Source organism: Fibrobacter sp. UWT3 (assembly GCF_900230125.1).
Taxonomy (GTDB): domain Bacteria; phylum Fibrobacterota; class Fibrobacteria; order Fibrobacterales; family Fibrobacteraceae; genus Fibrobacter.
The window spans coordinates 1,178,322-1,201,043 of the sequence record NZ_OCSS01000001.1 but is presented as its reverse complement, the minus strand read 5'-3'; the positions used below and the strand labels follow the sequence as shown (position 1 = coordinate 1,201,043).

Sequence of the window (22,722 nt, the reverse complement as noted above, 5' to 3'; positions counted from 1 at the left end):
GCCTCGCATTTCAGTCGTGTGGTCGCATAAAGATGTGCAGGGATTTTTTTAGGATCTCTACCGTCTCCTTCTCGTCCGCAAGCTCCTTTTCACGCTTCTTCAGGAGTTTTTCCAGTTCCCTGTTCTTGGCGGCGAGTTCCTCGACGGACACCTTGCGGATTCGCCGTTCCTCGCGGTAGCTCGGCAGGTTGTGTTCCTTGCGGTACTCGTTTACCCACCGACCGACTGTATTGGGCCCGATTCCGAGTTCCTTGGCTATTTGGTTTGCTGACTTTTCGCCTTTCAGGACCAGCTTGATGACCTGTTCCCTTGTCTCGGAGCTATAGTTGATTTTTGCCATTGTTTTACCTTTTGGGGGTTGCGCAATGAATATAGTAGCTTATGCTACCCTCTTATTAAACTCCTGCATGGTCCACTTACGCCGAACGCCTCCCCGGCAGTCGAGAACACATCCTCGTAACGCCTCCCGGACAGGCCTGAGAGGCATGCGTGCAGCAGGTGCTCGGAGAACGCGTCGGGGTCTTTCAGACGGGCGTAGATACGCGATTTGACCTCGCCGTTTTCGTCCCTGAGCCTGGGTACGCGCACCTTCGCCTTGCCACCCGCGATGTACACGGAACCACCCTGGCTGGACCACTTCTTGAAGCCCTTCCTGGGGTGGTATGCTGCACCGCCGAGCTGTTCCCTTTCGGCCAGGAGTATCGCCTCCACGAGCCTTGCGCCCATCTCCCTCGACAGCGCGTCAAGGCAGCTTTTCCCCTGTTCGGCAAGGTCGGCCAGAACCACCCCGACACTGGTCGAAATGTCGATTTCTTCGCGGCGGACGATTGACAGTTTGGGGGTTCTTTTTGTACTTTTCATCATGGTGGTTATCCTCTTGCTTGGTGTTTTTTTGCTGAACCAAATTTACAAGTTGGAGACCACCTTTTTCTTTTTGGTTGCAGAAATTTCAACTAACTTTGGGGCATCTTCCTTTCAACTGTTGTTGAAATACTGGATATATTGTCCTCAAGGTCATCTAAAACAACGTCAGCATTCATCATCATGCGAGGTTCGAGTTGTTCGATTTTGTAGTTAAATTCGCCGATTCTCTTTTTATTATTCTTTTTAGTCATTCTTCAGGCCCTTTGACATATTGTGATTAAAGAGTTCTCTTACCTGTTCATTTACTTATTTTTACACAACGAACAGAAAAACCATGTGTCTTATTTGCATCTTGAGATGTTATAGCAGTAGATGTGTTATTTTGCCGACCAGAGAACGATTTCACATTGATGTCACCACCTCTTATAGCCTCTTCTGGATAATGCCAATATGTAGTTTCGTTCAAGTTCTTAAACCCATAATTCCAAAGATACCCCGCACCGATCAAGCTATACCCTGTATAGTTAAGGCCGCCAAAACCCGTTGATCTAACACCTTTCACACCCGCATCATTTCCATCTGCGTGAACTACAATATAAAAGTCATTGTATGTAAGCAAACGCCAACCATCTGGGCAAATTCCCTGATGATTCGGCTTAATGGAGTCGGCACAGCTCTTACTATTGCATTCGAACGGAAGGTTCATCATCTCCGCCCACTGGTAAAGCCCACCATACTTCACACAGTTCGTCGTATCATTGTCATAACAATATCGTTCTATCTTGGAATCGTTATTTTGGTCCTTATCGCCATCAACCATTTCGCCAACATTCAAATTCTCTGCCATAACATCGATTGTTGCCGCTTTATTATTAGTATCTTTTCCTGTCACAGTCAGATACTTGTATATACGCTGTTCATATTCAAATTCACCATACGAAAAATTCGGGGAAGATCGCCCCATCTTACAAAACTACTACTTGAAGCTACTGACGAAGATGATTGTTTCACGAAAGAACTGGAAGACTTTACGGAACTACTACTTTGCTTATTGCTTGATGACGAGTTCTCCGACGAACTGGACTTATCCTTGTTACTACTAGAAGAATCACTAGTCTTTACAGAACTGGAGCTCTTGGAATCGGACGAGTCCTTTGTTTCTTTTGCGGAACTACTTGATACTTCGACAGGTTCAGATCCCTTGGCACTACTGGAAGACTTGTCTTTTTCCATAGATTCATTGCCAGACGACTTTTTATCTATCGAAGAGGAAGACTCTTCGGTGGAATCAGAGTCCTTTACGCTTGAAGACGATTCAACAGCGGATGTTTCGTTGTTGCCTTCACTTGCCGACGACGAATCGTCACAGCCCCAAAGGCCTATTCCGCCAAACACGGCTAAGAAAAGTAGTGTCTTGAACTTGTTCATCTTTTGGTACTCCTGTTATTAAACTTTTTTCGAAATCAGAATCCCGATGGACAGGGCATCCACCATAAATCGCGGTTTCAACCGCTCAATCGAATAGGGACCAGGCCCTTTTACTTTTACATCCGATTCATTCATAGGAACAAAATCTGTTCTTATTTTTAAGAAAAAGATAATAAAGATGGGCGTTTTTCCAGCCACAAACACCCCAAAAGAGGGTAAAACGCCCTCCTTTTCACCCCACACCCCGCCCCGAGGTCCGATTTTTTTGTATACCGCTGAAACGTGGGCGTATTATAACCGTATTCATTTTTCAATTAGCGTGACACACGTCACACTGCAAAGTTTTTTCGAATAAAGTTATTGGATTTACACCAATAAAAAGACATCTTTCTCATTAGGAAATCATTACAGATTCTCATACATGAAAAGGAGTTTTTTATGACAAAAAGAAGAAAAGCCATTTTGGACCATGCAGGAGTTTAATAAGAGGGTAGCATAAGCTACTATATTCATTGCGCAACCCCCAAAAGGTAAAACAATGGCAAAAATCAACTATAGCTCCGAGACAAGGGAACAGGTCATCAAGCTGGTCCTGAAAGGCGAAAAGTCAGCAAACCAAATAGCCAAGGAACTCGGAATCGGGCCCAATACAGTCGGTCGGTGGGTAAACGAGTACCGCAAGGAACACAACCTGCCGAGCTACCGCGAGGAACGGCGAATCCGCAAGGTGTCCGTCGAGGAACTCGCCGCCAAGAACAGGGAACTGGAAAAACTCCTGAAGAAGCGTGAAAAGGAGCTTGCGGACGAGAAGGAGACGGTAGAGATCCTAAAAAAATCCCTGCACATCTTTATGCGACCACACGACTGAAATGCGAGGCGATACACGTGAACCGCAAGAAATACTCAGTCAGGAAGATGTGCAGAGCCCTAGGAATACCGCAGTGTTCCTACTACCAGTGGTCGCGCCAGCAGGAAAAACGTGCCGAGAAGAAGGCCCGCGAAGAACGGCTTGTCCAGAAGGTCCGCGACACCTTCGAAGAAAACCACCGCGTGTACGGTTGCCCGAAGATGCAGGCGGCACTCCATGACAAGGGTGACGAGGTAAAGGTGTGGAAACTGCGCCGCATCATGCGCGAGAACGGTCTCTATCCGGTCACGCTCAAGAAATGGAAACCCTACCGCAAGGGCAAATGTGACTCCATGTACAGCGAGAACCTGGTGCAGCGGAAGTTCGATCCCGACAGTCTGAACGCCGTCTGGGCCGGCGACATCACCTACGTCAAGACTACGCTTGGCTGGGTGTACCTTGCCGTGGTACTTGACCTATGCAACAAGGAGGCGGTGGGTTATGCCGTGAGCAAGAACATCGACACGGAACTTGTCAAGCGCGCGTTGTCCAATGCCATCATGCAACGCGGCCATCACGACGGACTAATCTTCCATTCCGACCGTGGCGTGCAGTACAGCAGCATGGGCTACCGCACGATGCTCTCGGAGAATGGGATAACGCCCTCGATGAGCGCCCCGGGCTGCCCCTACGACAACGCCTGCATGGAAAGCTTCTTCGCAAGCTTCAAGAAGGAGATGGCCTACAGGCGAGACTTCAAGGACATCGAAGACGTGCGGGAGGCCGTTTTCAGGTACATCGAGCTGTTCTACAACCGGAAACGGCTCCATAGTTCGCTCGGTTACATGACACCGGTGGAATATAGGCTGTCAAAACAGGCTGCCTAGACCACAAGGGTATACCACTTAACAAGAAAAAAGGATATATTTTAACTTAACCGGTAATGAATATGGTTGTTCATGAACCCACTATTAAAAAAACTACAAATCCAAATCATCTCAATCAACGAAATAATGGCTTTATTAAAATCCATTGAAGTAAAAACGACAATTATTATTGATGCTTGTAGAACGGAAATGACTCCACCTACATGTTTTGAATATTCAGACTATCGCAAACAAGGCGAAGCCTTACTTGAAAATTTAAAGAACCCGGTCGTCAAGTATAAGGGAATTCCATGTGTAGAAAGTGTTTTACTAGAATCCTTCTGCAAATCAACTCCAGAAAACAAAGAGGACATTCTAAAAAAATGGTGGAAACAAATGGATTCCATACCAAGCGAAATCGTACTTATTCAATCTTGCAACAAGGGAGAATCTGCTTCAGAGGGTAAAGACGAATCACAACAGTTTGGGCTATTTTCTCGTTCAATGATTGATGCGGCTTGTAATAAAACCTTTAACGATATATTAAGTGTAAAAGATGCTTTTGATTATGCATGCGCGCAAGTCGCCTGCAACTGTAAAGGAGTCTTCATTCAGACACCTCAAATCAATACATCTACTCCATACCCGTTTGCCGTAAAAGTAAACACGCATAAAAGGTTTATAGACTTCTATAACGAAGCAAATTATAATGACCGTCCTAAAACTATCTATGACGGCAAAAAGATATTGTTAGAATTTCAGACATACAAACGAATCCCTGGAGAAACAAAATCATACCGAATTGACAAACCATCTTCTTTTACGAATGTTCAAAAGCACGCCCACATTTTTGAACTTCCCGATGGAGAGGGAAAAGAAGTATGCGCAGTAAATATCGATGGGACAAAACATGACGGTTCAAAATATCGAATGAATCCACACGAAATCGAATTTTTCAGGAAAAAAGGTTTTAATATTCCTAATAACGGATTGATTGAATGTAAAACTTATGGACCATGCAGGAGTTTAATAAGAGGGTAGCATAAGCTACTATATTCATTGCGCAACCCCCAAAAGGTAAAACAATGGCAAAAATCAACTATAGCTCCGAGACAAGGGAACAGGTCATCAAGCTGGTCCTGAAAGGCGAAAAGTCAGCAAACCAAATAGCCAAGGAACTCGGAATCGGGCCCAATACAGTCGGTCGGTGGGTAAACGAGTACCGCAAGGAACACAACCTGCCGAGCTACCGCGAGGAACGGCGAATCCGCAAGGTGTCCGTCGAGGAACTCGCCGCCAAGAACAGGGAACTGGAAAAACTCCTGAAGAAGCGTGAAAAGGAGCTTGCGGACGAGAAGGAGACGGTAGAGATCCTAAAAAAATCCCTGCACATCTTTATGCGACCACACGACTGAAATGCGAGGCGATACACGTGAACCGCAAGAAATACTCAGTCAGGAAGATGTGCAGAGCCCTAGGAATACCGCAGTGTTCCTACTACCAGTGGTCGCGCCAGCAGGAAAAACGTGCCGAGAAGAAGGCCCGCGAAGAACGGCTTGTCCAGAAGGTCCGCGACACCTTCGAAGAAAACCACCGCGTGTACGGTTGCCCGAAGATGCAGGCGGCACTCCATGACAAGGGTGACGAGGTAAAGGTGTGGAAACTGCGCCGCATCATGCGCGAGAACGGTCTCTATCCGGTCACGCTCAAGAAATGGAAACCCTACCGCAAGGGCAAATGTGACTCCATGTACAGCGAGAACCTGGTGCAGCGGAAGTTCGATCCCGACAGTCTGAACGCCGTCTGGGCCGGCGACATCACCTACGTCAAGACTACGCTTGGCTGGGTGTACCTTGCCGTGGTACTTGACCTATGCAACAAGGAGGCGGTGGGTTATGCCGTGAGCAAGAACATCGACACGGAACTTGTCAAGCGCGCGTTGTCCAATGCCATCATGCAACGCGGCCATCACGACGGACTAATCTTCCATTCCGACCGTGGCGTGCAGTACAGCAGCATGGGCTACCGCACGATGCTCTCGGAGAATGGGATAACGCCCTCGATGAGCGCCCCGGGCTGCCCCTACGACAACGCCTGCATGGAAAGCTTCTTCGCAAGCTTCAAGAAGGAGATGGCCTACAGGCGAGACTTCAAGGACATCGAAGACGTGCGGGAGGCCGTTTTCAGGTACATCGAGCTGTTCTACAACCGGAAACGGCTCCATAGTTCGCTCGGTTACATGACACCGGTGGAATATAGGCTGTCAAAACAGGCTGCCTAGACCACAAGGGTATACCACTTAACAAGAAAAAAGGATATATTTTAACTTAACCGGTAATGAATATGGTTGTTCATGAACCCACTATTAAAAAAACTACAAATCCACTTACATTTCAGCAAGGACATCAAACGAATTGATTATACTGCTTGGATAATTCTCTTTACAAGACAAAAAGAACCCTGCTATAGCAGGGTTCTTTTTTCTACCCCCTTGCCATCATACCTGTTTTTTTCTATTATGCGATAGGCTAGTGAGCTGATTGTAATACCACGAAATTGTGGAACAGGGTTCGCTCCATTAACAGAAACCTATACCTAAATTTATTAGAGAGGTAAAATATGTTTTATGGTATTGGAGCCACATATTCTAGCGGCACAGAAGACCACACATCAACATTCATCAGCAAAGGCATCGCTTGTATTGGCTGGGACAGCAAGGACGCTCCGGCGTTTCACGAAATGCTTCGCCAGATAAATATAGGGGATATCGTCTTCCTTAAGTCGTTCAGTCCCAAGGCTGGGCTTTATATCAAGGCCATCGGCTTCATAACATCTTCTAAGATACTGCAACCTAGCGAGACCGATAATCTTGGCTACGCAAGAGAGGTCGCTTGGAAATTCCACGCAACAAGGCAAAGTAACTGGCTATGGCTTGGCCGACTTCAGGATAAATACGATTTCATGCGCGGTGGCACAATGTACATCGAAATGAATCCCGATGTTCAAGCAAGAATCCTCGCTGAACTACTGAAATAAAATATAGGGGCTAGTAAACTAGCCCCTAATCTGTCTTAAAAGGAATGGAAATGAAACATCATCCCTATTTCGAAAATTTGAACAGTTCTACAGCAATCACAGCCGTATTCTCCTGTCCTGGTCGGCTTGAAGAGAAAAAGGGACTGCCCTGTGCTGGTAAAACAGGCAAAGCGCTAGACTTTATTCTTAAACATTTACACTTTCAAGGATTTCGCCTCAAACGATCTTTAATCGGAATAACCAACGCCTGGGATAAAATTGAATACAAACGCAAAACAGAGCGGAGTGAAGCAAGCAATGAAGAAATCGTAGATTCAAACAATATTGCACGCCTTAACAGGGATCTTTTAACAACAAAATATGCAATTGCATTCGGTCAAAAAGCTCTTTTAGCTCTTGAACTTGTCAAAAAGACGTACCGTCCCGATTTGATAATCATTAAATCAATTCACTTATCTCCCCGGAACATCAACTTCATGATAAAAACAGACATTGATGGTAATGAACTAAAAAAAGGCGAAAAAGGCAATACGGAAAAAAGATTGGCCGTAATTACAACAGAAATCAAAAACAATTCTGGCAACCTATTTTCGTAACACAAATTCGTTTTACTATTATTTCCACCCAAACCACACCCTAACCGACAGTCCATGACCGCACAGAACCAGGAAAAGCCGCAGTTCGACCAGGGCGCCATCATCAAGGCGCTGCAGAACGCCCTGCGCACCACCAGTTCCAAGATCGGGCAGATGAACGAGGTCCTGGACATCGTGCGGGTTGTCGGCGAGGCGAAGACTTTCAAGACGGCGGCCCTCGCACTTGCGGGCGATTCAACGGGTCTTTATTCGGGACATCAATCGTTCTTTTTAAGAAAAAGATAACAAAGAAAGACATTTTTCCAGCCACAAACACCCCAAATGGGGGTAAAAAGCCCCCATATTCACCCCAACCCCGCCCGGAGATTCCTTTTTTTGTATAGGGTAACTTATAATAAGGCTACATTACAGCCCCTGACGCACCACTTCCTGATAAATAAAGGGGGCATTTTTTTGTAGGTACTTAATGTATGATGCAGGATCCTTAACATACATTTCAAAAAAACTTTTGCGCATCTTGCGACAATTAGGCCTGTCAAGCTGCAAGACCTCTATCGTGTCCCAGCATTTCTGCTTATAGGTTTCATCATAACCGGGATTGGGATAGATGGAGCCATCCGCAAAATTGATGAAGAACGAATCCTGCTTCATAAGCGGGTCAAACGGGTCCAAAGGCGGTACTTTAGTCCGTTTCTTACGGTTCTCGCCAAGGCAACAAAAACGGTAGTTGCTCCATTCGTAGGCAAGTTTCTTTCCGTTTATCGGGTCTGACTTGGGAATAAAGTGGTCTACCGAATCAGCTCCATATACGGAATCAAAGGATATCGCCAAGTAAGCACAGGTATGGCTATAAAGGTCTGCCATCTCATCTAGACAAGCCGTCCAAAAATTTTTGTACTTGCTGGGATTCACCCCCGGATTCGCCCGTAGCCAGTCATTGCCCGGCTTGCGCACCTTTGTGTCAAAATCGGCAGGCTCTATTTGCGGCTTTACAGGAATCATTCTATAAAGCCCTTCTTCTTGCAGATGTGTCGAATAACGATCAAATCTTCGTCCAAAGGCGAAAGTTTCTGCAAAAGTTCATTATAAATATTGCGGATTTGCTCTGGGGAAACTCCCGAATCCTCGCGCAAAGCATCGTTCATTTTTTTCAACAACGCCTCTGATTCCGGAGAACGAGAAGAGGCCAAATCAAAAGCCTCGCTCGTAAGCCAAGAATCAGAAGAGCCCATCTTCTCGAACGGACGCTCCTCAAAACTGATTGCACCACCATCGACAGAATCGAAATCGAACCACTTGTCAAGCGATTTGTCGAAGGTATCTTCGAGCGAAGTCATTACCAGGGCCGAATGTGTAGAGGCTATTACCTGCACATCGGCCCCCTCGCCATACATTTCACCAATAGCAGCAAGGATTGAATTGAGAACCTTCTTCTGCCAGCGCGGATGCAAATGGGCCTCCACTTCGTCCATCAAGAAAGTCACCTGCGAAGCTGTCGGAACCCCGCGAAGTTGAGACGCCTTGCGGTGTTCACTATAGGCCCAGGTAAGGCAGTAAGCCAAAGCAAGAATCCGGCGAATACCCGCAGACGCATGGAGCACAGGGACATTTCCATAAGGCATGGCTATGGTCGGAATATCGCGAACATCGTCAACAGAAAGGCGCGTCGGTGTCGAAATCTTCAAACTGAAGTCAGGCGGGGATAAATTCACGAGCAAGTTTTCAAGGATTCTAAATTCGCTACCCTTCTGGTCTTGCCACTTAAGCATATCCGCAAGCAAGCCATTGCAGACCGACTTGTCGCCATCCTTCTGGCCTTCCCATATTTCACGCGAAGAAAAAACAAAAGCAGGCCTGCGTTCCTGAATGTCTGCCGTTGCCCCATTCCTCCAATAGTTCCTAGCAGGGTCCCAGACGCAGAAACTACCATCAGCAAGGGCGTAAATAACAAGTCCTGCATTGTAGGGTCTGCCTACCTGACCAACCCACCCCTGTTCAGCACGATCAAAGGTGGCCTTGTAATCAACATGGTTATCATGCTCAGTAGTCAGATTGAACCGAATAAAGGATTCTGAAGTTGGATCCTGCGGCCGACCCACAAGGCCCGAGAATAGATTCTGATTAACCTCGGCGGGCCACTTGCGGGTCATGGCATACCAGACCGTATCCAAGAAAAATGTCTTGCCTAGACCGTTGTCACCAGTAAGAACATTCAGGCGCTTGGCAAAACTAACCGACAGCCGCTTAATCGGCCCGACATTTGTAGTTTCGAGAAAATTCAGCATTTGCGCTCCAAAATTAGTAAAAACTAAATGAAAGTGAACCTTGCGTTACCGGCGGCAAGGGCGGTCACGCGAATCTCGTAATATGTGCCAACGTTAGGATTAGCGGGTAGTTCCTTTTCGTTCCAGTAGGGGTTCGACACCGACTCCGTCACGGTGACACCGTCTACTACCCATTCAAGGGTAAGCGGAGGAATTGTGCCACCACCTTCCGTGCCAATCTGGAGCCGGTGCTGGTACCAGGGGGACGACGGAGTTATCCGCAACAGCACGGTATCGCCCTCGCGGAACTCCACCGGTACGCCCGCGGCGGGAACATCAATCGGTTCAGAGAGTTCGCCCGGAGTCACTTCCTGCTGCACGGTCCAGTCCTTGTCCGTCGCATCGGTGAATGTATCCGTGCCGCCGTTTGCAGACGCTTCGAGCGTCACTCCCGGCACATCGCCATCCTCGAACTTGTCCTGGATATCCCCGGCATCTACCGTGGGCGATCCGAGATACGCCGCATTGTCGGCCTGGTAGTTGTTGCTTTCGAGCACCGTTTCCACATCGGGGCGGAATACGCCCACGGGGTTGTTGTGCTCCAGCACCAGCGAGGCGTTATCGCCAAGGGCGACATCGTCGCCCGAGCCGAGTGTCACCGTATCGAGCCCCTCGCCCGCCACAACCACGTCGCGGTCCATGCCCGTGTAAATGGCATCATCGGCACCGAGGGCGTAAAGTCCATCGGAAAGCGCCAGGGACGAAGCCGCGTTCACGCGGTTGATGTTCGCGAAGTCCGCGAGGTCTTCCCCGACAGCATACGGCACATCCATGTCGAAGGTGAGCGCGGCGCTGTCGCCAAATACGAGGTCGCGGTCATGGTCGCCGCCCACGGCGGCATCGGCCCTGCCCGAGCCCGCCACCACCTGGATGGCCGCAATCACCGGCAAGTTCATGGGCCACTGGCCGCCTTCCGTGTGCAGGTTGCGGATGTACAGGTCGAAGGTATCGCCCGCAACACCGTGGAACACCACGTAGTTGCCGATGAGTTCCACCATGGGGGTGGCTCCCACGGCAAGGTTCGCGAGCGCATCACTACGGCTCCTACAGGTCGCCTCGCGATAGTCGCCGTCGAAGGCGTGGCCCTTCCAGTCGTTCAGGTAGCGGCTACCATCCTCGGAACCCTGGATTTCGTAGATGTGGCTGTGGGCGTCCGTGTCGGAGTCGTCGGCACCCAGGTACACATACACGTCGCAGGTCCCGCCCGCGCCACGGAACGAAGAAAGGTTCGTGAGCGAAACATGGATGTCCTGCTGTTGCTGGGCGGCCGTGTAGCCCGCGAACAGGCGGCTGTTGGCCGTATCGCCGTCCAGTTCGGTAGAGGTGCGGAACACAAGGCTCCCGTTCTGTCCCTGGTCTGTCGTTCCCGAATCGTAGGAACTCAAAGAAATCCCGACGGAACTGCCTGCGACCGTGCCACCGTCGCTGTAGCGCAGCACCGGAGTCGTGGAATTCTCGTTACCCTCGTGCGTGTACAGGTGGTTGTTGTACAGGTAGAGGTTGTTCCAGCCGGTGTCGTGCACTACGCCCGCATGGCCCGAGGCCATGGTGGAATCGTCCGCGCCACGGGTCGTAAAGTTGACGCTCAGCACCTTGCGGCCTTCCACCGTCGCATCCTTGAGCGTTTCAAGGTCGCGGATGGCGGCAGGGCCGTTTGCGGCATCGAGACTTTCCACCGTAGCCTCTTCGCCAAAGAACGCCTGCGCGATGCCCAGCTGCGTGAGTTCGGACTGGCTACCCGCAAGAATCTTGTCGCCACCGAGACCGCCCACAACGGTGTCGTTGCCGTCGCCAGTCACTATGCGGTCGTCAAAGCCGACTCCCTGCACAAGGTCTGCCGCGGCGGGGTCAAGGCTACGGGCAGACGACACCATGGTATCGCCAGTGCCCAGGCGGTCCTCGAACCGGAGCGAGGCGCTGTCGCCGAACACAAGGTCGTTGTCGCGTATGCCGCCCGCAAGTTCGCCGAAGGTAGCCATGTAGTCGCTGCCGGCACCGCCCACGACGATGTCGTCGCCGCCACCCGTCGAGACGGTATCGTCACCGCCGAGGTTCAGCTGCGTAGACACGGCCACATCCTGCGCATGCAGGCCGCCACGCACCTGTATGGCAGCAATTCCCGGAAGGTTCTTGCCGTTGGGGTGCTGGTCGGGGAACGCGTCCTCGATAACCACGCGGAAGTTGTCGGCAAAGCTGGCCGCAGACACCGTGAACACGGCGTAGTTCGCGTAGGTTGCCGCGGATGCCGTCGTGGCTGTAGCCCGTTCGTAGCCGCCGTCAAAATTTTCGCCTTCGGCATCGTCCACATAGAAGCTCTGCAGGGCAGCACTGGAATCGCCCACATACAGGCTCACCTTGCGGACGCTGTGCTCGTACGCGGAATGGGAATCCGGTATATCCAGATAGACCACCACCCTGTATTCCGTAAAGTACTGGGCAAGCCCGTCCACCACGACTTCGAGCCTGTTGTCGCACTGGGCGTTCGGGGCCGTGGTCATGAGGCCCGCGTTCATCAGCGCCGCATCCGCGTCGGTAGAGGCGTTCGCGAAGTTGTGGCCGTAGGCCTGCAGGTTGATACGGTTGTCGGTATCCGTGTTGCGGTGGCTCTCGATGCCGCCGTAGCTCACGCTCACGGCGCTTGCGCGGGTGCCGTCGTCAAAGCGCACCACCTCGCGGTCATCGTTGCCGTAGGTACCCGCAAGGTTCCCTCCCACGTTGTTCCAGTTGGCGCTGCGGTAGTCGTCGCCATGGGTCGCGTTCAGGGCACCCGCGACTGCTTCCGACGAAAGCCCGGTCTGCGAGGCTCCCTGGAAGTTGAAACTGAGCGTCGCCTCGGTGCGGGTTTCCACACCGCTTTCGGCGGCATTCCCCTGGAAGGTCGCAAAGCCGTTGTCGCCAAACACGACATCTTCACCTTCGCCAGTCTTGATATGGTCGCTATCCAGGCCGCCGAATACCACATTGCGGCCATTTCCGGCATCGATGGTGTCGCCACCTGCACTACCGTCTTCGAGACCCGCTCCCGTAATATTGCGGTCCTTGTTGGTGACCATAAGCGCATTGCGCCCGGTGTCCATAATGACCTTGCCGCCATCACCCACAATAATGTCGTTCCCGGCACCCGTGGTAATGGTATCGGCATCGGTTCCACCGATAATGGCGTTCTTGCCATCGCCCGTGGTAATCGTGTCGCTACCGCCCTCGGTATCGCTCTTGCTCTCGGCAATCAGGCGATCCGACAACACCGTGTAACGCCCACCGTCACCAATCACAACGTTATCGCTGCCGCCAATACCGATTGTATCGCCAGCCTCGCCGCCCATGGCGACATTCTTGTTGCCGCTGATGGTCACAGTATCGACATCACCCACAGAATCGCTTGTAGTCTCTACAGTATGCAGGCCAAGGTTGAGCGAGTCGCCATAGACCGCACCCACATTCGCGGCATTGTAGTATTTCACGGAGCCGTTGTCGCCAAGGGCAATGTTGTTGTTGCCCGAAACCGTAATGGTGTCGCCATCGGCACCGCCAATCACCACGCTATCGGTTCCACCGACATTTATAGTATCGGAACCACCCTCACTATCGTTCATCGAATGGATTTCGTAGGCTCCGCGACGCACACCGTCCGTCTGCAAGCGATGCACGGGTCCATTTGTAGCGGTATCGTCGCCATGATTCTTGCTTATGCCAGTCGTATAGTCTAGGCCGCTGTTCGTGGAACCGAGCACCGTCACGGGATTTTGCGGGTCTTCGCCGTAAAGCACCTGGCCACGGTCGCCGAACGCGATGCCGCCACGGTTCATGTTTATGGTGTCGTCACCGAGACCACCGAAAACAACCATGTCGTTACGGGTCACTGCATTCGAGGTGGCGTTGATTATATCGTCACCGCCCTGGGCGTTCACCACAAGCTGACCGTCGCCGCTGTAGCCATGCTTGAAGCTTACCGAGTCAACAGTAACACCATTGGCAAGCGTGAAGGCGCGGGCAACAACGAAATAGATTTGTTCCAAAGTTGTCACTTCGCGGCGTTGGGTCGTGCCGTCGCTCAGCGTGGCATCTACGTAAATCTTTTCAGACTCGCCAAGGGCACCCTTTGCTTCGGCAAGCGCCTCAGCGCTTCCAGTAAGCGTGTAGGCGTATGTCGCGCCACCGTTATCGGCAGTTCCCGAAAGAACGGCAGATGTACCCGATGCAATTTCAGTTGCCGATTCCTCGGCATAGCTGTTTATGTTCACGGTATCGTCAGTAGCGTTTCCGCCAGTAACGCCAGAACCCGTATTCACCACGGTGAATGTCTGGAATCCATCCTCGCGGTAGATAGTCTTGTTCACATTTACCGTGTCGGAACCCGAACCCAGGTTGTATTCGGCATATTCCATCTGGGCGGCAGCGATACCGCGTTTGCCAATATCGTCATGCTCAAAGCGGACGGCATGTTCGTCAAAGTCCATAACCGTTCTTTCGGCATCTTGGATATTTTGTTCAATCGAGTCAGCACTGTTGCCAAATTCAGCCCTTTCCTCACTGCTTACATTCCCGTTTTTCACGGCAAAAGCATTGAGCGAACTCGTTTCGTTTTCTTCATCACCCTGGTTGTTTACAAACAGGCGATCAACGCTCGCATCTTCATCGATAAACAAGTAATCCTTGCTACCAGAGAATAATACGTTGGAATTGTTTGCATCAAAAACAGAAACGGATTCATTCAGGGTCAAGGTGTATTGGTTGCCGTTGGCTACACAAGAAACTATCTTGAACCAGTCAGATTCCCGATAGGTTTTCTTGTCATTACCTTCGCCAACAACAATTCCGTTCGAACTACTTGCGACCAGTCGAATGGTCTTGCCTTCAAACGAATGTGAATCGGAAAGGTTTATCCCAAGCCCCATAAGAATACTATTTGCAGACTCTATCGTTATAACGAGGGTCTTTCCTGTTACAGATGTAAATCCGAACAACTTATCTGAAGCGTAGTCATTCTTTTCGTTTAGAGTGCTAGCCTCCACATAAGAACTGCCTTCGTTAACCTTATGCGCATACGAAAGCATCGAGGGGTTATCCGTATCCAGTTCAACGCTTTGCCCCATACCGAACGCATAAACGGCACCGTCAATATCATCAACCAGGTTCTTTTCTGTCTTGTGGACCGTCACAAAGCCATATTCCTCGGATACGGTGTCGGTCTTGGCGCGGAGCCTTACCGTCTGCGCCTGATTTGGATTTTCAGGGGTAAACGTAAGTTCAATATATTCACCATTTGTCGCAGGATCCACATTTCCGTTCGCATCGACAAATTGCATTTCCTTTGTCAAATTGTAGGAGCCATCCTGGTTGACAGAACTGACCGCATCAAGAACACTAATCCTTACCTTTACGGAACTTCGACCGTTAAAGTCACCCGCGAAGGAAACACCGTATGAAACAGAAGTAAGCGTTCCTGTTTCAGCTAGAATTGTCGGATGTTCATCAATGTGTATGCTCGGTGCCGTATCGACAACAGAAGGAACACTTGCAGGCATATCTGATTCCGGGGGCAAGAACACATCCGTTTCGCCATTATTTCCGGGAGAAACGGTCAGTTCCCCGTGCAAGGTCATCATTCTTCCGTTTATCGAATTGTAGAAGACGATTGTATCGCCTTGCAATTCGTACTCGACACCAGCGACATAAGTGACACCTTCGACTTCCGCTGCACCCCTGGCAAGGATTTCCGAAGCAGTCGTAGAACCCTCAGCCTTGTATTCTACCTTGATTTTGGAGGCGTCAACATCGTCATAGACCAAATGAGCCTTGGAACCGTCTATTCGTAAGCTACTTGCCCGATAGAGGACAACCAGATTCTTTTTCGTCAATGCGGAATCTAAATATAATACGCCATTCTCTACACAGTACAGGTTTGTCTTGTCGCTTGCTGCGTCAAACGCAGACTTCGTCTGTTGAGTCAAAAAGCCGCGTGCACCAACAATATAGGCGGAAATATTAGACATCGGGTCAAGACCATTTGCAACATTGCCAAGTTGCACAGAGTCTCCCGACACAACAAATTCTTCCGCTTCGGCAAGAAGTCCATCTGCCGAACGACTTACAGCTCCATCCGCACTAATCTTTATGGGGAGCGAGGATACGGACTTGGTCAACGCGACGTTATCGCATTCGCTAGAAATAGTGATAGACTTGAGCGATTCCGATTCTTCGAGAGCATCAGCAAAAAGGCATACAGCAATCTTTGCAAATTTCTTGGAAGAATTCAATTCTACGGGGAGTGTAGAGCAGAGATTCCAATTGCTACTGAAATCTGTATCGGAACCAGATACTTCGGCAAGCATTATTTCGCGAGCGCCGCTCTTGAGAGCCTTGGCAGAAAGCATCGGAGCAGAAAGGTTCACCTTCACCGTCCCAACACTTTGTCCGTTCAACAAGTCGCCAGAGTAATGCACATAGAAGAATGCAACTCCTACGCCATTATTAACTTCACTCAGCGTAATTTCAGGAATCACAATCGAATGTTCCTCGCTGGACACGAATACGACTGGTTCACTCGAAGTGTCGTAGAGTGTATAAGATTCCGTCTTGCTTTCCAAAACCTTATTTTCACTATCCAGCAATTCATACTTGATATCGCAACTTTGCCCATCGGTATTGGAACTACGAAGCGTATGGTCTGCATCTAGGCCACCCATGCTGAAGGTATCATTGCCCTTGCCGCCATTCAGGTTCGTGATTTCACCCTTATTGTTGCCAATGACATTGAAAAGGTCGTCTCCAGCGGCAGCATCGAATGTTGTCGATTCGACTCCGCTTGCCTTTACGCTCACAATGTCGCTAAGCATGCCATCTTTACTTACAATCACCGTATCATCGCCATTTGTGCCACGGACAAACATGGAGTCGTTTCCAAGCCCTCCATCAATTGACATGGCTCCCCGCACGATGGTTTTGTCGTTTTTATCTTGGAAGCCATAAACAGAGAATTTGTCATCACCCTTGCCACCGGACATGTTCAGCGAACCGGCATTGTTCAAGGCCGCGAAGGTATCGTCTCCAATGTCACCATCCACATTCAATGTGGTATTCTTAGAAACACCATCGCTCAAGTGGATTTGTAGTTTTTTTAATAGTGGGTTCATGAACAACCATATTCATTACCGGTTAAGTTAAAATATATCCTTTTTTCTTGTTAAGTGGTATACCCTTGTGGTCTAGGCAGCCTGTTTTGACAGCCTATATTCCACCGGTGTCATGTAACCGAGCGAACTATGGAGCCGTTTCCGGTTGTAGAACAGCTCGATGTACCTGAAAACGGCCTCCCGCACGTCTTCGATGTCCTTGAAGTCTCGCCTGTAGGCCATCTCCTTCTTGAAGCTTGCGAAGAAGCTTTCCATGCAGGCGTTGTCGTAGGGGCAGCCCGGGGCGCTCATCGAGGGCGTTATCCCATTCTCCGAGAGCATCGTGCGGTAGCCCATGCTGCTGTACTGCACGCCACGGTCGGAATGGAAGATTAGTCCGTCGTGATGGCCGCGTTGCATGATGGCATTGGACAACGCGCGCTTGACAAGTTCCGTGTCGATGTTCTTGCTCACGGCATAACCCACCGCCTCCTTGTTGCATAGGTCAAGTACCACGGCAAGGTACACCCAGCCAAGCGTAGTCTTGACGTAGGTGATGTCGCCGGCCCAGACGGCGTTCAGACTGTCGGGATCGAACTTCCGCTGCACCAGGTTCTCGCTGTACATGGAGTCACATTTGCCCTTGCGGTAGGGTTTCCATTTCTTGAGCGTGACCGGATAGAGACCGTTCTCGCGCATGATGCGGCGCAGTTTCCACACCTTTACCTCGTCACCCTTGTCATGGAGTGCCGCCTGCATCTTCGGGCAACCGTACACGCGGTGGTTTTCTTCGAAGGTGTCGCGGACCTTCTGGACAAGCCGTTCTTCGCGGGCCTTCTTCTCGGCACGTTTTTCCTGCTGGCGCGACCACTGGTAGTAGGAACACTGCGGTATTCCTAGGGCTCTGCACATCTTCCTGACTGAGTATTTCTTGCGGTTCACGTGTATCGCCTCGCATTTCAGTCGTGTGGTCGCATAAAGATGTGCAGGGATTTTTTTAGGATCTCTACCGTCTCCTTCTCGTCCGCAAGCTCCTTTTCACGCTTCTTCAGGAGTTTTTCCAGTTCCCTGTTCTTGGCGGCGAGTTCCTCGACGGACACCTTGCGGATTCGCCGTTCCTCGCGGTAGCTCGGCAGGTTGTGTTCCTTGCGGTACTCGTTTACCCACCGACCGACTGTATTGGGCCCGATTCCGAGTTCCTTGGCTATTTGGTTTGCTGACTTTTCGCCTTTCAGGACCAGCTTGATGACCTGTTCCCTTGTCTCGGAGCTATAGTTGATTTTTGCCATTGTTTTACCTTTTGGGGGTTGCGCAATGAATATAGTAGCTTATGCTACCCTCTTATTAAACTCCTGCATGGTCCAGTTTCCGCATGTCGGCATATTTTTACTATTATTTCCACCCAAACCACACCCTAACCGACAGCCAATGACCGCACAGAACCAGGAAAAGCCGCAGTTCGACCAGGGCGCCATCATCAAGGCGCTGCAGAACGCGCTGCGCACCACCAGTTCCAAGATCGGGCAGATGAACGAGGTCCTGGACATCGTGCGGGTTGTCGGCGAGGCGAAGACTTTCAAGACGGCGGCACTCGCACTCGCGGGCGAAATCGCCGACCGCCACCACGCCGAAAGGGTGAGCATCGGCATGGTCAAGCACGACTACGTGGTGCTCGCGGCCATAAGCCACACCGACCATTTCGAGGGCAAGATGCAGGTGGTGCGCGACCTGGAGTGCGCCATGGAAGAGGCCTACGAACAGGACGCCAGCATAGCCTACCCGCCCCCGGACGGCGGCACCCCGCTCGCCACCCGAATCCACGAGTACTACAGCAAGACTTACGGCGTGGGGCACATGCTCTCGGTCCCGGTAAGGCGGGGCGAAGAGACCATCGCGGTAATCACCTGCGAACGCGGGGCGCACCCCTTCGACGACGAGGAGTCCGCCCAGATCCACCTGGTAGCAACGCTCACTAGCGCAAGGATAGACGAACTCTACCGCAAGAGCGGCTGGTTCGGCAAGAGGTTCGCCCGGGCCGCGCGGGAGGGGTTAGCCAAGCTGCTGGGCCACGAACACACCTGGGCAAAACTGCTGGGCATTCTGCTTACGGCGTTCGTGCTTTTCGCGGCACTGGTACCCATCCCCTACAGGGTAAGCGCCCCGGCCATGCTCAAGACCGACCACATCACCTACCTGAGTGCCCCCTTCGACGGGTTCATCCAGAGCGTGAAGGTGAAGCCGGGCGACATCGTGTACAAGGGCGACGAGCTCTTGCGACTCGACCAGAAGGAACTCAAGCTAGAAGAGGCCGACCTTATGGCGCAGGAGCAGGACAACCGCCGCGAAATACAGAAGGCCCAGGCGAACAGGCAGCTGGCCGACCTGCGCATACAGCAGGCCAAGCTCTCGCAGACACTGGCGAAATTAAAGACGGTGCGCTACAAGCTCTCTCGCTCGGTAGTGCGCTGCGAATCGGACAGCGCAGTGGTCATCGAGGGCGACCTGCAAAAGCGCGTGGGGTCGCATGTGAATCAGGGCGGCGAGCTGTTCCAGCTGGCATCCATCGAAGAAATCTACATGGAGGCCGACGTGAGCGAACTGGAAGTGAACAACGTGCGGCTTGGCGGCGAGGGCTTCATGGCCATCAAGAGCCGTCCCGATTACGTGTACAGGTTCCGCACCACGCTCATGAACCCGACGGCAAGTGTCAAGGACCAGGAGAACACCTTCGCCGTGCGCGGTGAGTTCGTGCGGGCGACTCCCCCGTGGTTCCGCCCCGGCATGACAGGTATCGCGAAGATTTTCGCGGGCAAGCGCACGCTCTGGTGGATTCTCTCGCACCAGGCCATCGACTACTTGCGCCTGAAACTCTGGTGGTAAAAGGGGGCAAAAGCCCCGAAAAGCAGCAACAAAGTGTGGTTGGTGGTCCTGCAAATGTCCAGGCATCAATGTCACCTTGTAAATGCAACTTCCGCAAAAGTGCAAGTGTCTTTGCACAAGTAGTGAAGCCGCTCCAGCAAATGTTCAAGCACCTTTGCATAAGTAGTGTTGCCCCTCGGACATTTGCCCGGGCCCCTTTACACAAGAATGCAACACGCCCCGGCAAAAGTCCAGGCACCTTCTTCACCTTGTAAAAGCATCTCCCGCAAATGTCCAAACGCCTTTGCACAAGTGGAGAAAGCGCTTATGCAATTGTCCGAGGACCTTTGCACAAGTGGTGAAACCACTCGCGCAAAAGTCCAAGTGCCATTGTCACTTTGTATAAGCCGCTTCCGCAAATGCCCGGGCATGAACCTCACTTTGTAAATGCTGCTCCTGCAAATGCCCCAGCACCATCACCTAAGCGGTGAAGGTGCTCGGCCAAATGTTCAGGCATCCTGTTCAACTTGTAAAAGACACTCCGGCAAAAGACCGGGCCGTTTTGCACAAGTGACAAAACCGCCCGGACATTTGCCCCCGCAGCTCAACACAAGTGACATTGTAACAAAAGCAAAAGTTCAAGCAGCACCCCCACAATGTAAAAGCCGCTCCCGCAAATGCGGAAGCGACTTTACACAATTGTAGGTGGTTTTTAGGCAAAAATGAGGTTAAACACACCCAGCGAGCATTTAGTCAGACCCCTAAGGCTATTGACTAAGCCCGCCAATTAAATTACATTTCAAACATGGTCAATTCTAAGGCAATCCTGTCAAATGACGGATGTTACATATCCTTCTCCTTTAACGGGCGGACTATACGGTTCAAGGGGCCGTATAGCCTTGTCAAGATTGCAAAGGTGAAGGAATGGGACAACGGCTACCTGGTGGTCGATGCCGTATATAGCCAGAACAAGGACAAACTCGTCGAGGACTATATCGACCTGGTCCCCATCCTTGAAGACCTTTACATCGACCCGAAAATTTTCTTGCAACCGATAACATCTGTCGAGGTGGACAATGTCCGAGCAACAGCTTAATGAAATCGCCAACTACAGTTTCACCGTTACAGACAACGGCGATGTCAAGATGTATATTATCTAAGAAATGGACAAGAAACTGATCAGATATACCGTTGCATGCGTCAACGAGTTCGCCGCAAACAAGAGCCTCACCGAAAAGCAGGCTTTTGATTATCTATGCAATCACGGAGCGATGGATTTCCTTGTCGAATTCTACGATGTGGAGCATACACTCTCATTTGAAGACGCCATCAACGACCTGACGCTAGTCAGCCAACAGAACGGAGGGAAGATACAGTGATTCTCTTCCTCTCAGAAAAAGCGATTGCGTTGTTGAAAAAGAAGGAGTCGGCCTATGTCTAAGCCAAAAATGCTTGCTGAACTCATAACGGGAGACATCATCTCGTATGTGATGGAAGACCAGAAACTCTCTCTCATCGAGGCTATGCGTAGGTTCTACGCTTCTGAAACATTCGCCAAGTTGGTTGACCCGGAAACCGGGCTTTATCTCGAAAGTTCTCCCTATGTCTACGACATATTCAAGGCGGAACAGGAAAACGGGAAACTGACTCAACTCGAAGTCTAGCCTAAGCAGGCTCCTTACGCGGCCAGCCTTTTCAACCTATACTCTACCGGGCTCAGGTACCCGAGCGTGCTATCCGACACCTTTTCCGACATTCTTTCCGAAATTGCCCTAGCGGACAATGACGGATTCGCAGAGATTATCTCCAAGATGGCTTAACCTCCCATATCAACAAGTATCTGCACCAAGACCTTATAGTCCAGATACTGGATTCCATCTTTCCCTTGATGGATTTTGTCAGCCAGTTCGCTGTTATAATACATATCCATCGCCTGTTCTAGCGAACAGTTCTTCACCTGCGCAAGATGCGCAATAATGCGCTCTTCCAGGCGTTCCTGATAGACTTTTTCCAGAACATCTTCGTCTACCATTTTACACCTCTTCGCAACCCTTGTATTTCAGGACCGCATCAATAGCCTTTTGCGTGATAAAGGCGATCTGGTCGTAAGTCGGATAAGCCTTTATTTCCTTCAATGCCCGCGGCATATCCCAGATACCGGAGTGATACATATCCACAACACGGAAAACCTTGTCATTTGCGACCTTGCCCATAATTACATCGTATTGGGCATATTCCAAGGAACCATCTCGGCATTTGCACACGAAATCAATCCATTCCTCTAAATCATCGGGGAACGTCTTAACGGAGAGTGCGGCAGGGACATCGTCCATGTCATAGACATTCAATATCGGCTTCAGGTTCCCATCCTTTAGAATATCGATTTTCCTGTGCGCCCAACGGACAGCCTGTTCACGCACCGTCGTGACATAGAATCCCTTTCCGAAATCAAGCGGGCGAAAAGAATGCTCAACATCCGGCTTGTCAACAACAACGTTCGAACCATGATAGACGATCATATGGCCACCTTACGGACGTTCAGATATTCTTCAATATCGCTGACGACGAAATCAGTGCTCTGCGTATGCAAAATTTCGTAATTGGGAACAAGGAATTTCTGAATACAGCCTGATTCAGCCAGCTTTCGATACACAAAAGACGGCAATCGATTCCACTTGTTTGCGCAAGCGTGAATCATATACACGACAAATTCAAAAGATTCCTGAACCATGGTCTAATCCTAATTGTTTTTCGCAGTCCAATTATAAAAAAAGGGTGCGGGGCATAGCC

The 22,722-nt window shown here is 50.5% G+C and carries 26 protein-coding genes; 12 read left to right on the top strand and 14 right to left on the bottom strand.

What is annotated here, in order from left to right; translation table 11 throughout:
* Positions 1–10: 10 nt before the first annotated feature.
* From CRO08_RS05175 to CRO08_RS16660, 6 genes are all read right to left on the bottom strand, one after another.
* Complete coding sequence (locus CRO08_RS05175) at positions 11–340, bottom strand: transposase (RefSeq protein WP_097034692.1); 330 nt, start codon at positions 338–340, stop codon at positions 11–13.
* A gap of 44 nt (positions 341–384) precedes the next feature.
* On the bottom strand, positions 385–864 hold the full coding sequence (locus CRO08_RS05170; RefSeq protein ID WP_097035318.1) for a hypothetical protein: 480 nt from the start codon (positions 862–864) through the stop codon (positions 385–387).
* An 89-nt stretch (positions 865–953) separates the two neighbouring features.
* Positions 954–1,115, bottom strand: a complete 162-nt coding sequence (locus CRO08_RS05165) for an LEPR-XLL domain-containing protein (RefSeq protein ID WP_097035317.1) — start codon at positions 1,113–1,115, stop codon at positions 954–956.
* A gap of 47 nt (positions 1,116–1,162) precedes the next feature.
* A complete protein-coding gene (locus CRO08_RS05160) occupies positions 1,163–1,756 on the bottom strand; it encodes an FISUMP domain-containing protein (protein WP_176495065.1) in 594 nt (197 codons plus the stop codon).
* Positions 1,757–1,758: 2 nt separating this feature from the next.
* Entirely contained in the window at positions 1,759–2,292 is a 534-nt protein-coding gene (locus CRO08_RS16665; RefSeq protein WP_141398243.1) for a hypothetical protein, read from the bottom strand.
* An 18-nt stretch (positions 2,293–2,310) separates the two neighbouring features.
* Positions 2,311–2,490 (bottom strand): hypothetical protein, encoded by a 180-nt coding sequence (locus CRO08_RS16660; RefSeq protein WP_139257692.1) that lies wholly within the window; start codon positions 2,488–2,490, stop codon positions 2,311–2,313.
* A gap of 340 nt (positions 2,491–2,830) precedes the next feature.
* Here CRO08_RS16660 and CRO08_RS05150 point away from each other — a divergent pair, with 340 nt between their 5' ends.
* From CRO08_RS05150 to CRO08_RS05115, 8 genes are all read left to right on the top strand, one after another.
* Positions 2,831–3,160, top strand: a complete 330-nt coding sequence (locus CRO08_RS05150) for a transposase (RefSeq protein WP_097034692.1) — start codon at positions 2,831–2,833, stop codon at positions 3,158–3,160.
* A 17-nt stretch (positions 3,161–3,177) separates the two neighbouring features.
* Positions 3,178–4,026 (top strand): IS3 family transposase, encoded by an 849-nt coding sequence (locus CRO08_RS05145; RefSeq protein WP_176495013.1) that lies wholly within the window; start codon positions 3,178–3,180, stop codon positions 4,024–4,026.
* Between the two features lie 72 nt (positions 4,027–4,098).
* Positions 4,099–5,046: a caspase family protein gene (locus CRO08_RS05140; protein WP_097035314.1), complete on the top strand. Its 948-nt coding sequence runs from the start codon at positions 4,099–4,101 to the stop codon at positions 5,044–5,046.
* Between the two features lie 44 nt (positions 5,047–5,090).
* Positions 5,091–5,420, top strand: a complete 330-nt coding sequence (locus tag CRO08_RS05135) for a transposase (RefSeq protein ID WP_097034692.1) — start codon at positions 5,091–5,093, stop codon at positions 5,418–5,420.
* A 17-nt stretch (positions 5,421–5,437) separates the two neighbouring features.
* Positions 5,438–6,286, top strand: a complete 849-nt coding sequence (locus CRO08_RS05130; RefSeq protein ID WP_176495013.1) for an IS3 family transposase — start codon at positions 5,438–5,440, stop codon at positions 6,284–6,286.
* A 338-nt stretch (positions 6,287–6,624) separates the two neighbouring features.
* Complete coding sequence (locus CRO08_RS05125; RefSeq protein WP_097035313.1) at positions 6,625–7,041, top strand: hypothetical protein; 417 nt, start codon at positions 6,625–6,627, stop codon at positions 7,039–7,041.
* 44 nt (positions 7,042–7,085) lie between these two features.
* Entirely contained in the window at positions 7,086–7,637 is a 552-nt protein-coding gene (locus tag CRO08_RS05120; protein WP_083545757.1) for a uracil-DNA glycosylase family protein, read from the top strand.
* A gap of 54 nt (positions 7,638–7,691) precedes the next feature.
* Positions 7,692–7,922: a hypothetical protein gene (locus CRO08_RS05115; RefSeq protein ID WP_097035312.1), complete on the top strand. Its 231-nt coding sequence runs from the start codon at positions 7,692–7,694 to the stop codon at positions 7,920–7,922.
* Between the two features lie 120 nt (positions 7,923–8,042).
* Here CRO08_RS05115 and CRO08_RS05110 read toward each other — a convergent pair whose 3' ends face one another.
* From CRO08_RS05110 to CRO08_RS05090, 5 genes are all read right to left on the bottom strand, one after another.
* Positions 8,043–8,639 (bottom strand): hypothetical protein, encoded by a 597-nt coding sequence (locus CRO08_RS05110; RefSeq protein ID WP_097035311.1) that lies wholly within the window; start codon positions 8,637–8,639, stop codon positions 8,043–8,045.
* Entirely contained in the window at positions 8,636–9,922 is a 1,287-nt protein-coding gene (locus tag CRO08_RS05105; RefSeq protein WP_097035310.1) for an AAA family ATPase, read from the bottom strand. Before CRO08_RS05105 ends, CRO08_RS05110 begins: the two co-directional genes overlap by 4 nt.
* 23 nt (positions 9,923–9,945) lie before the next feature.
* A complete protein-coding gene (locus tag CRO08_RS05100) occupies positions 9,946–17,094 on the bottom strand; it encodes a calcium-binding protein (protein ID WP_141398242.1) in 7,149 nt (2,382 codons plus the stop codon).
* A gap of 72 nt (positions 17,095–17,166) precedes the next feature.
* Positions 17,167–18,015 carry an IS3 family transposase gene (locus tag CRO08_RS05095; RefSeq protein WP_176495013.1) on the bottom strand — a complete coding sequence of 283 codons (849 nt, stop codon included), beginning with the start codon at positions 18,013–18,015 and terminating at the stop codon, positions 17,167–17,169.
* A 17-nt stretch (positions 18,016–18,032) separates the two neighbouring features.
* Positions 18,033–18,362 (bottom strand): transposase, encoded by a 330-nt coding sequence (locus tag CRO08_RS05090; RefSeq protein ID WP_097034692.1) that lies wholly within the window; start codon positions 18,360–18,362, stop codon positions 18,033–18,035.
* A gap of 139 nt (positions 18,363–18,501) precedes the next feature.
* On the opposite strand from CRO08_RS05090, the gene CRO08_RS05085 reads away from it, so the two are divergent.
* From CRO08_RS05085 to CRO08_RS05070, 4 genes are all read left to right on the top strand, one after another.
* Complete coding sequence (locus CRO08_RS05085) at positions 18,502–19,953, top strand: efflux RND transporter periplasmic adaptor subunit (protein WP_072977154.1); 1,452 nt, start codon at positions 18,502–18,504, stop codon at positions 19,951–19,953.
* Positions 19,954–20,737: 784 nt separating this feature from the next.
* Positions 20,738–21,028 (top strand): hypothetical protein, encoded by a 291-nt coding sequence (locus tag CRO08_RS05080; protein ID WP_072813196.1) that lies wholly within the window; start codon positions 20,738–20,740, stop codon positions 21,026–21,028.
* A 67-nt stretch (positions 21,029–21,095) separates the two neighbouring features.
* The gene (locus CRO08_RS05075) at positions 21,096–21,311 is read left to right on the top strand and encodes a DUF3791 domain-containing protein (protein ID WP_072801212.1); all 216 of its coding nucleotides are present in this window, start codon (positions 21,096–21,098) and stop codon (positions 21,309–21,311) included.
* Positions 21,312–21,365: 54 nt separating this feature from the next.
* Positions 21,366–21,596, top strand: a complete 231-nt coding sequence (locus CRO08_RS05070) for a hypothetical protein (RefSeq protein ID WP_072801211.1) — start codon at positions 21,366–21,368, stop codon at positions 21,594–21,596.
* A 152-nt stretch (positions 21,597–21,748) separates the two neighbouring features.
* On the opposite strand, the gene CRO08_RS05065 is transcribed toward CRO08_RS05070, so the two are convergent.
* From CRO08_RS05065 to CRO08_RS05055, 3 genes are read right to left on the bottom strand one after another with little or no spacing between them, the layout of a single operon-like run.
* Positions 21,749–21,964, bottom strand: coding sequence for a hypothetical protein (locus CRO08_RS05065; protein ID WP_073054022.1), 216 nt, complete (start codon positions 21,962–21,964; stop codon positions 21,749–21,751).
* Position 21,965: 1 nt separating this feature from the next.
* Positions 21,966–22,451 (bottom strand): DUF3990 domain-containing protein, encoded by a 486-nt coding sequence (locus CRO08_RS05060; RefSeq protein WP_073054020.1) that lies wholly within the window; start codon positions 22,449–22,451, stop codon positions 21,966–21,968.
* A complete protein-coding gene (locus CRO08_RS05055) occupies positions 22,448–22,663 on the bottom strand; it encodes a DUF3791 domain-containing protein (protein WP_073116476.1) in 216 nt (71 codons plus the stop codon). Before CRO08_RS05055 ends, CRO08_RS05060 begins: the two co-directional genes overlap by 4 nt.
* Positions 22,664–22,722: the final 59 nt, after the last annotated feature.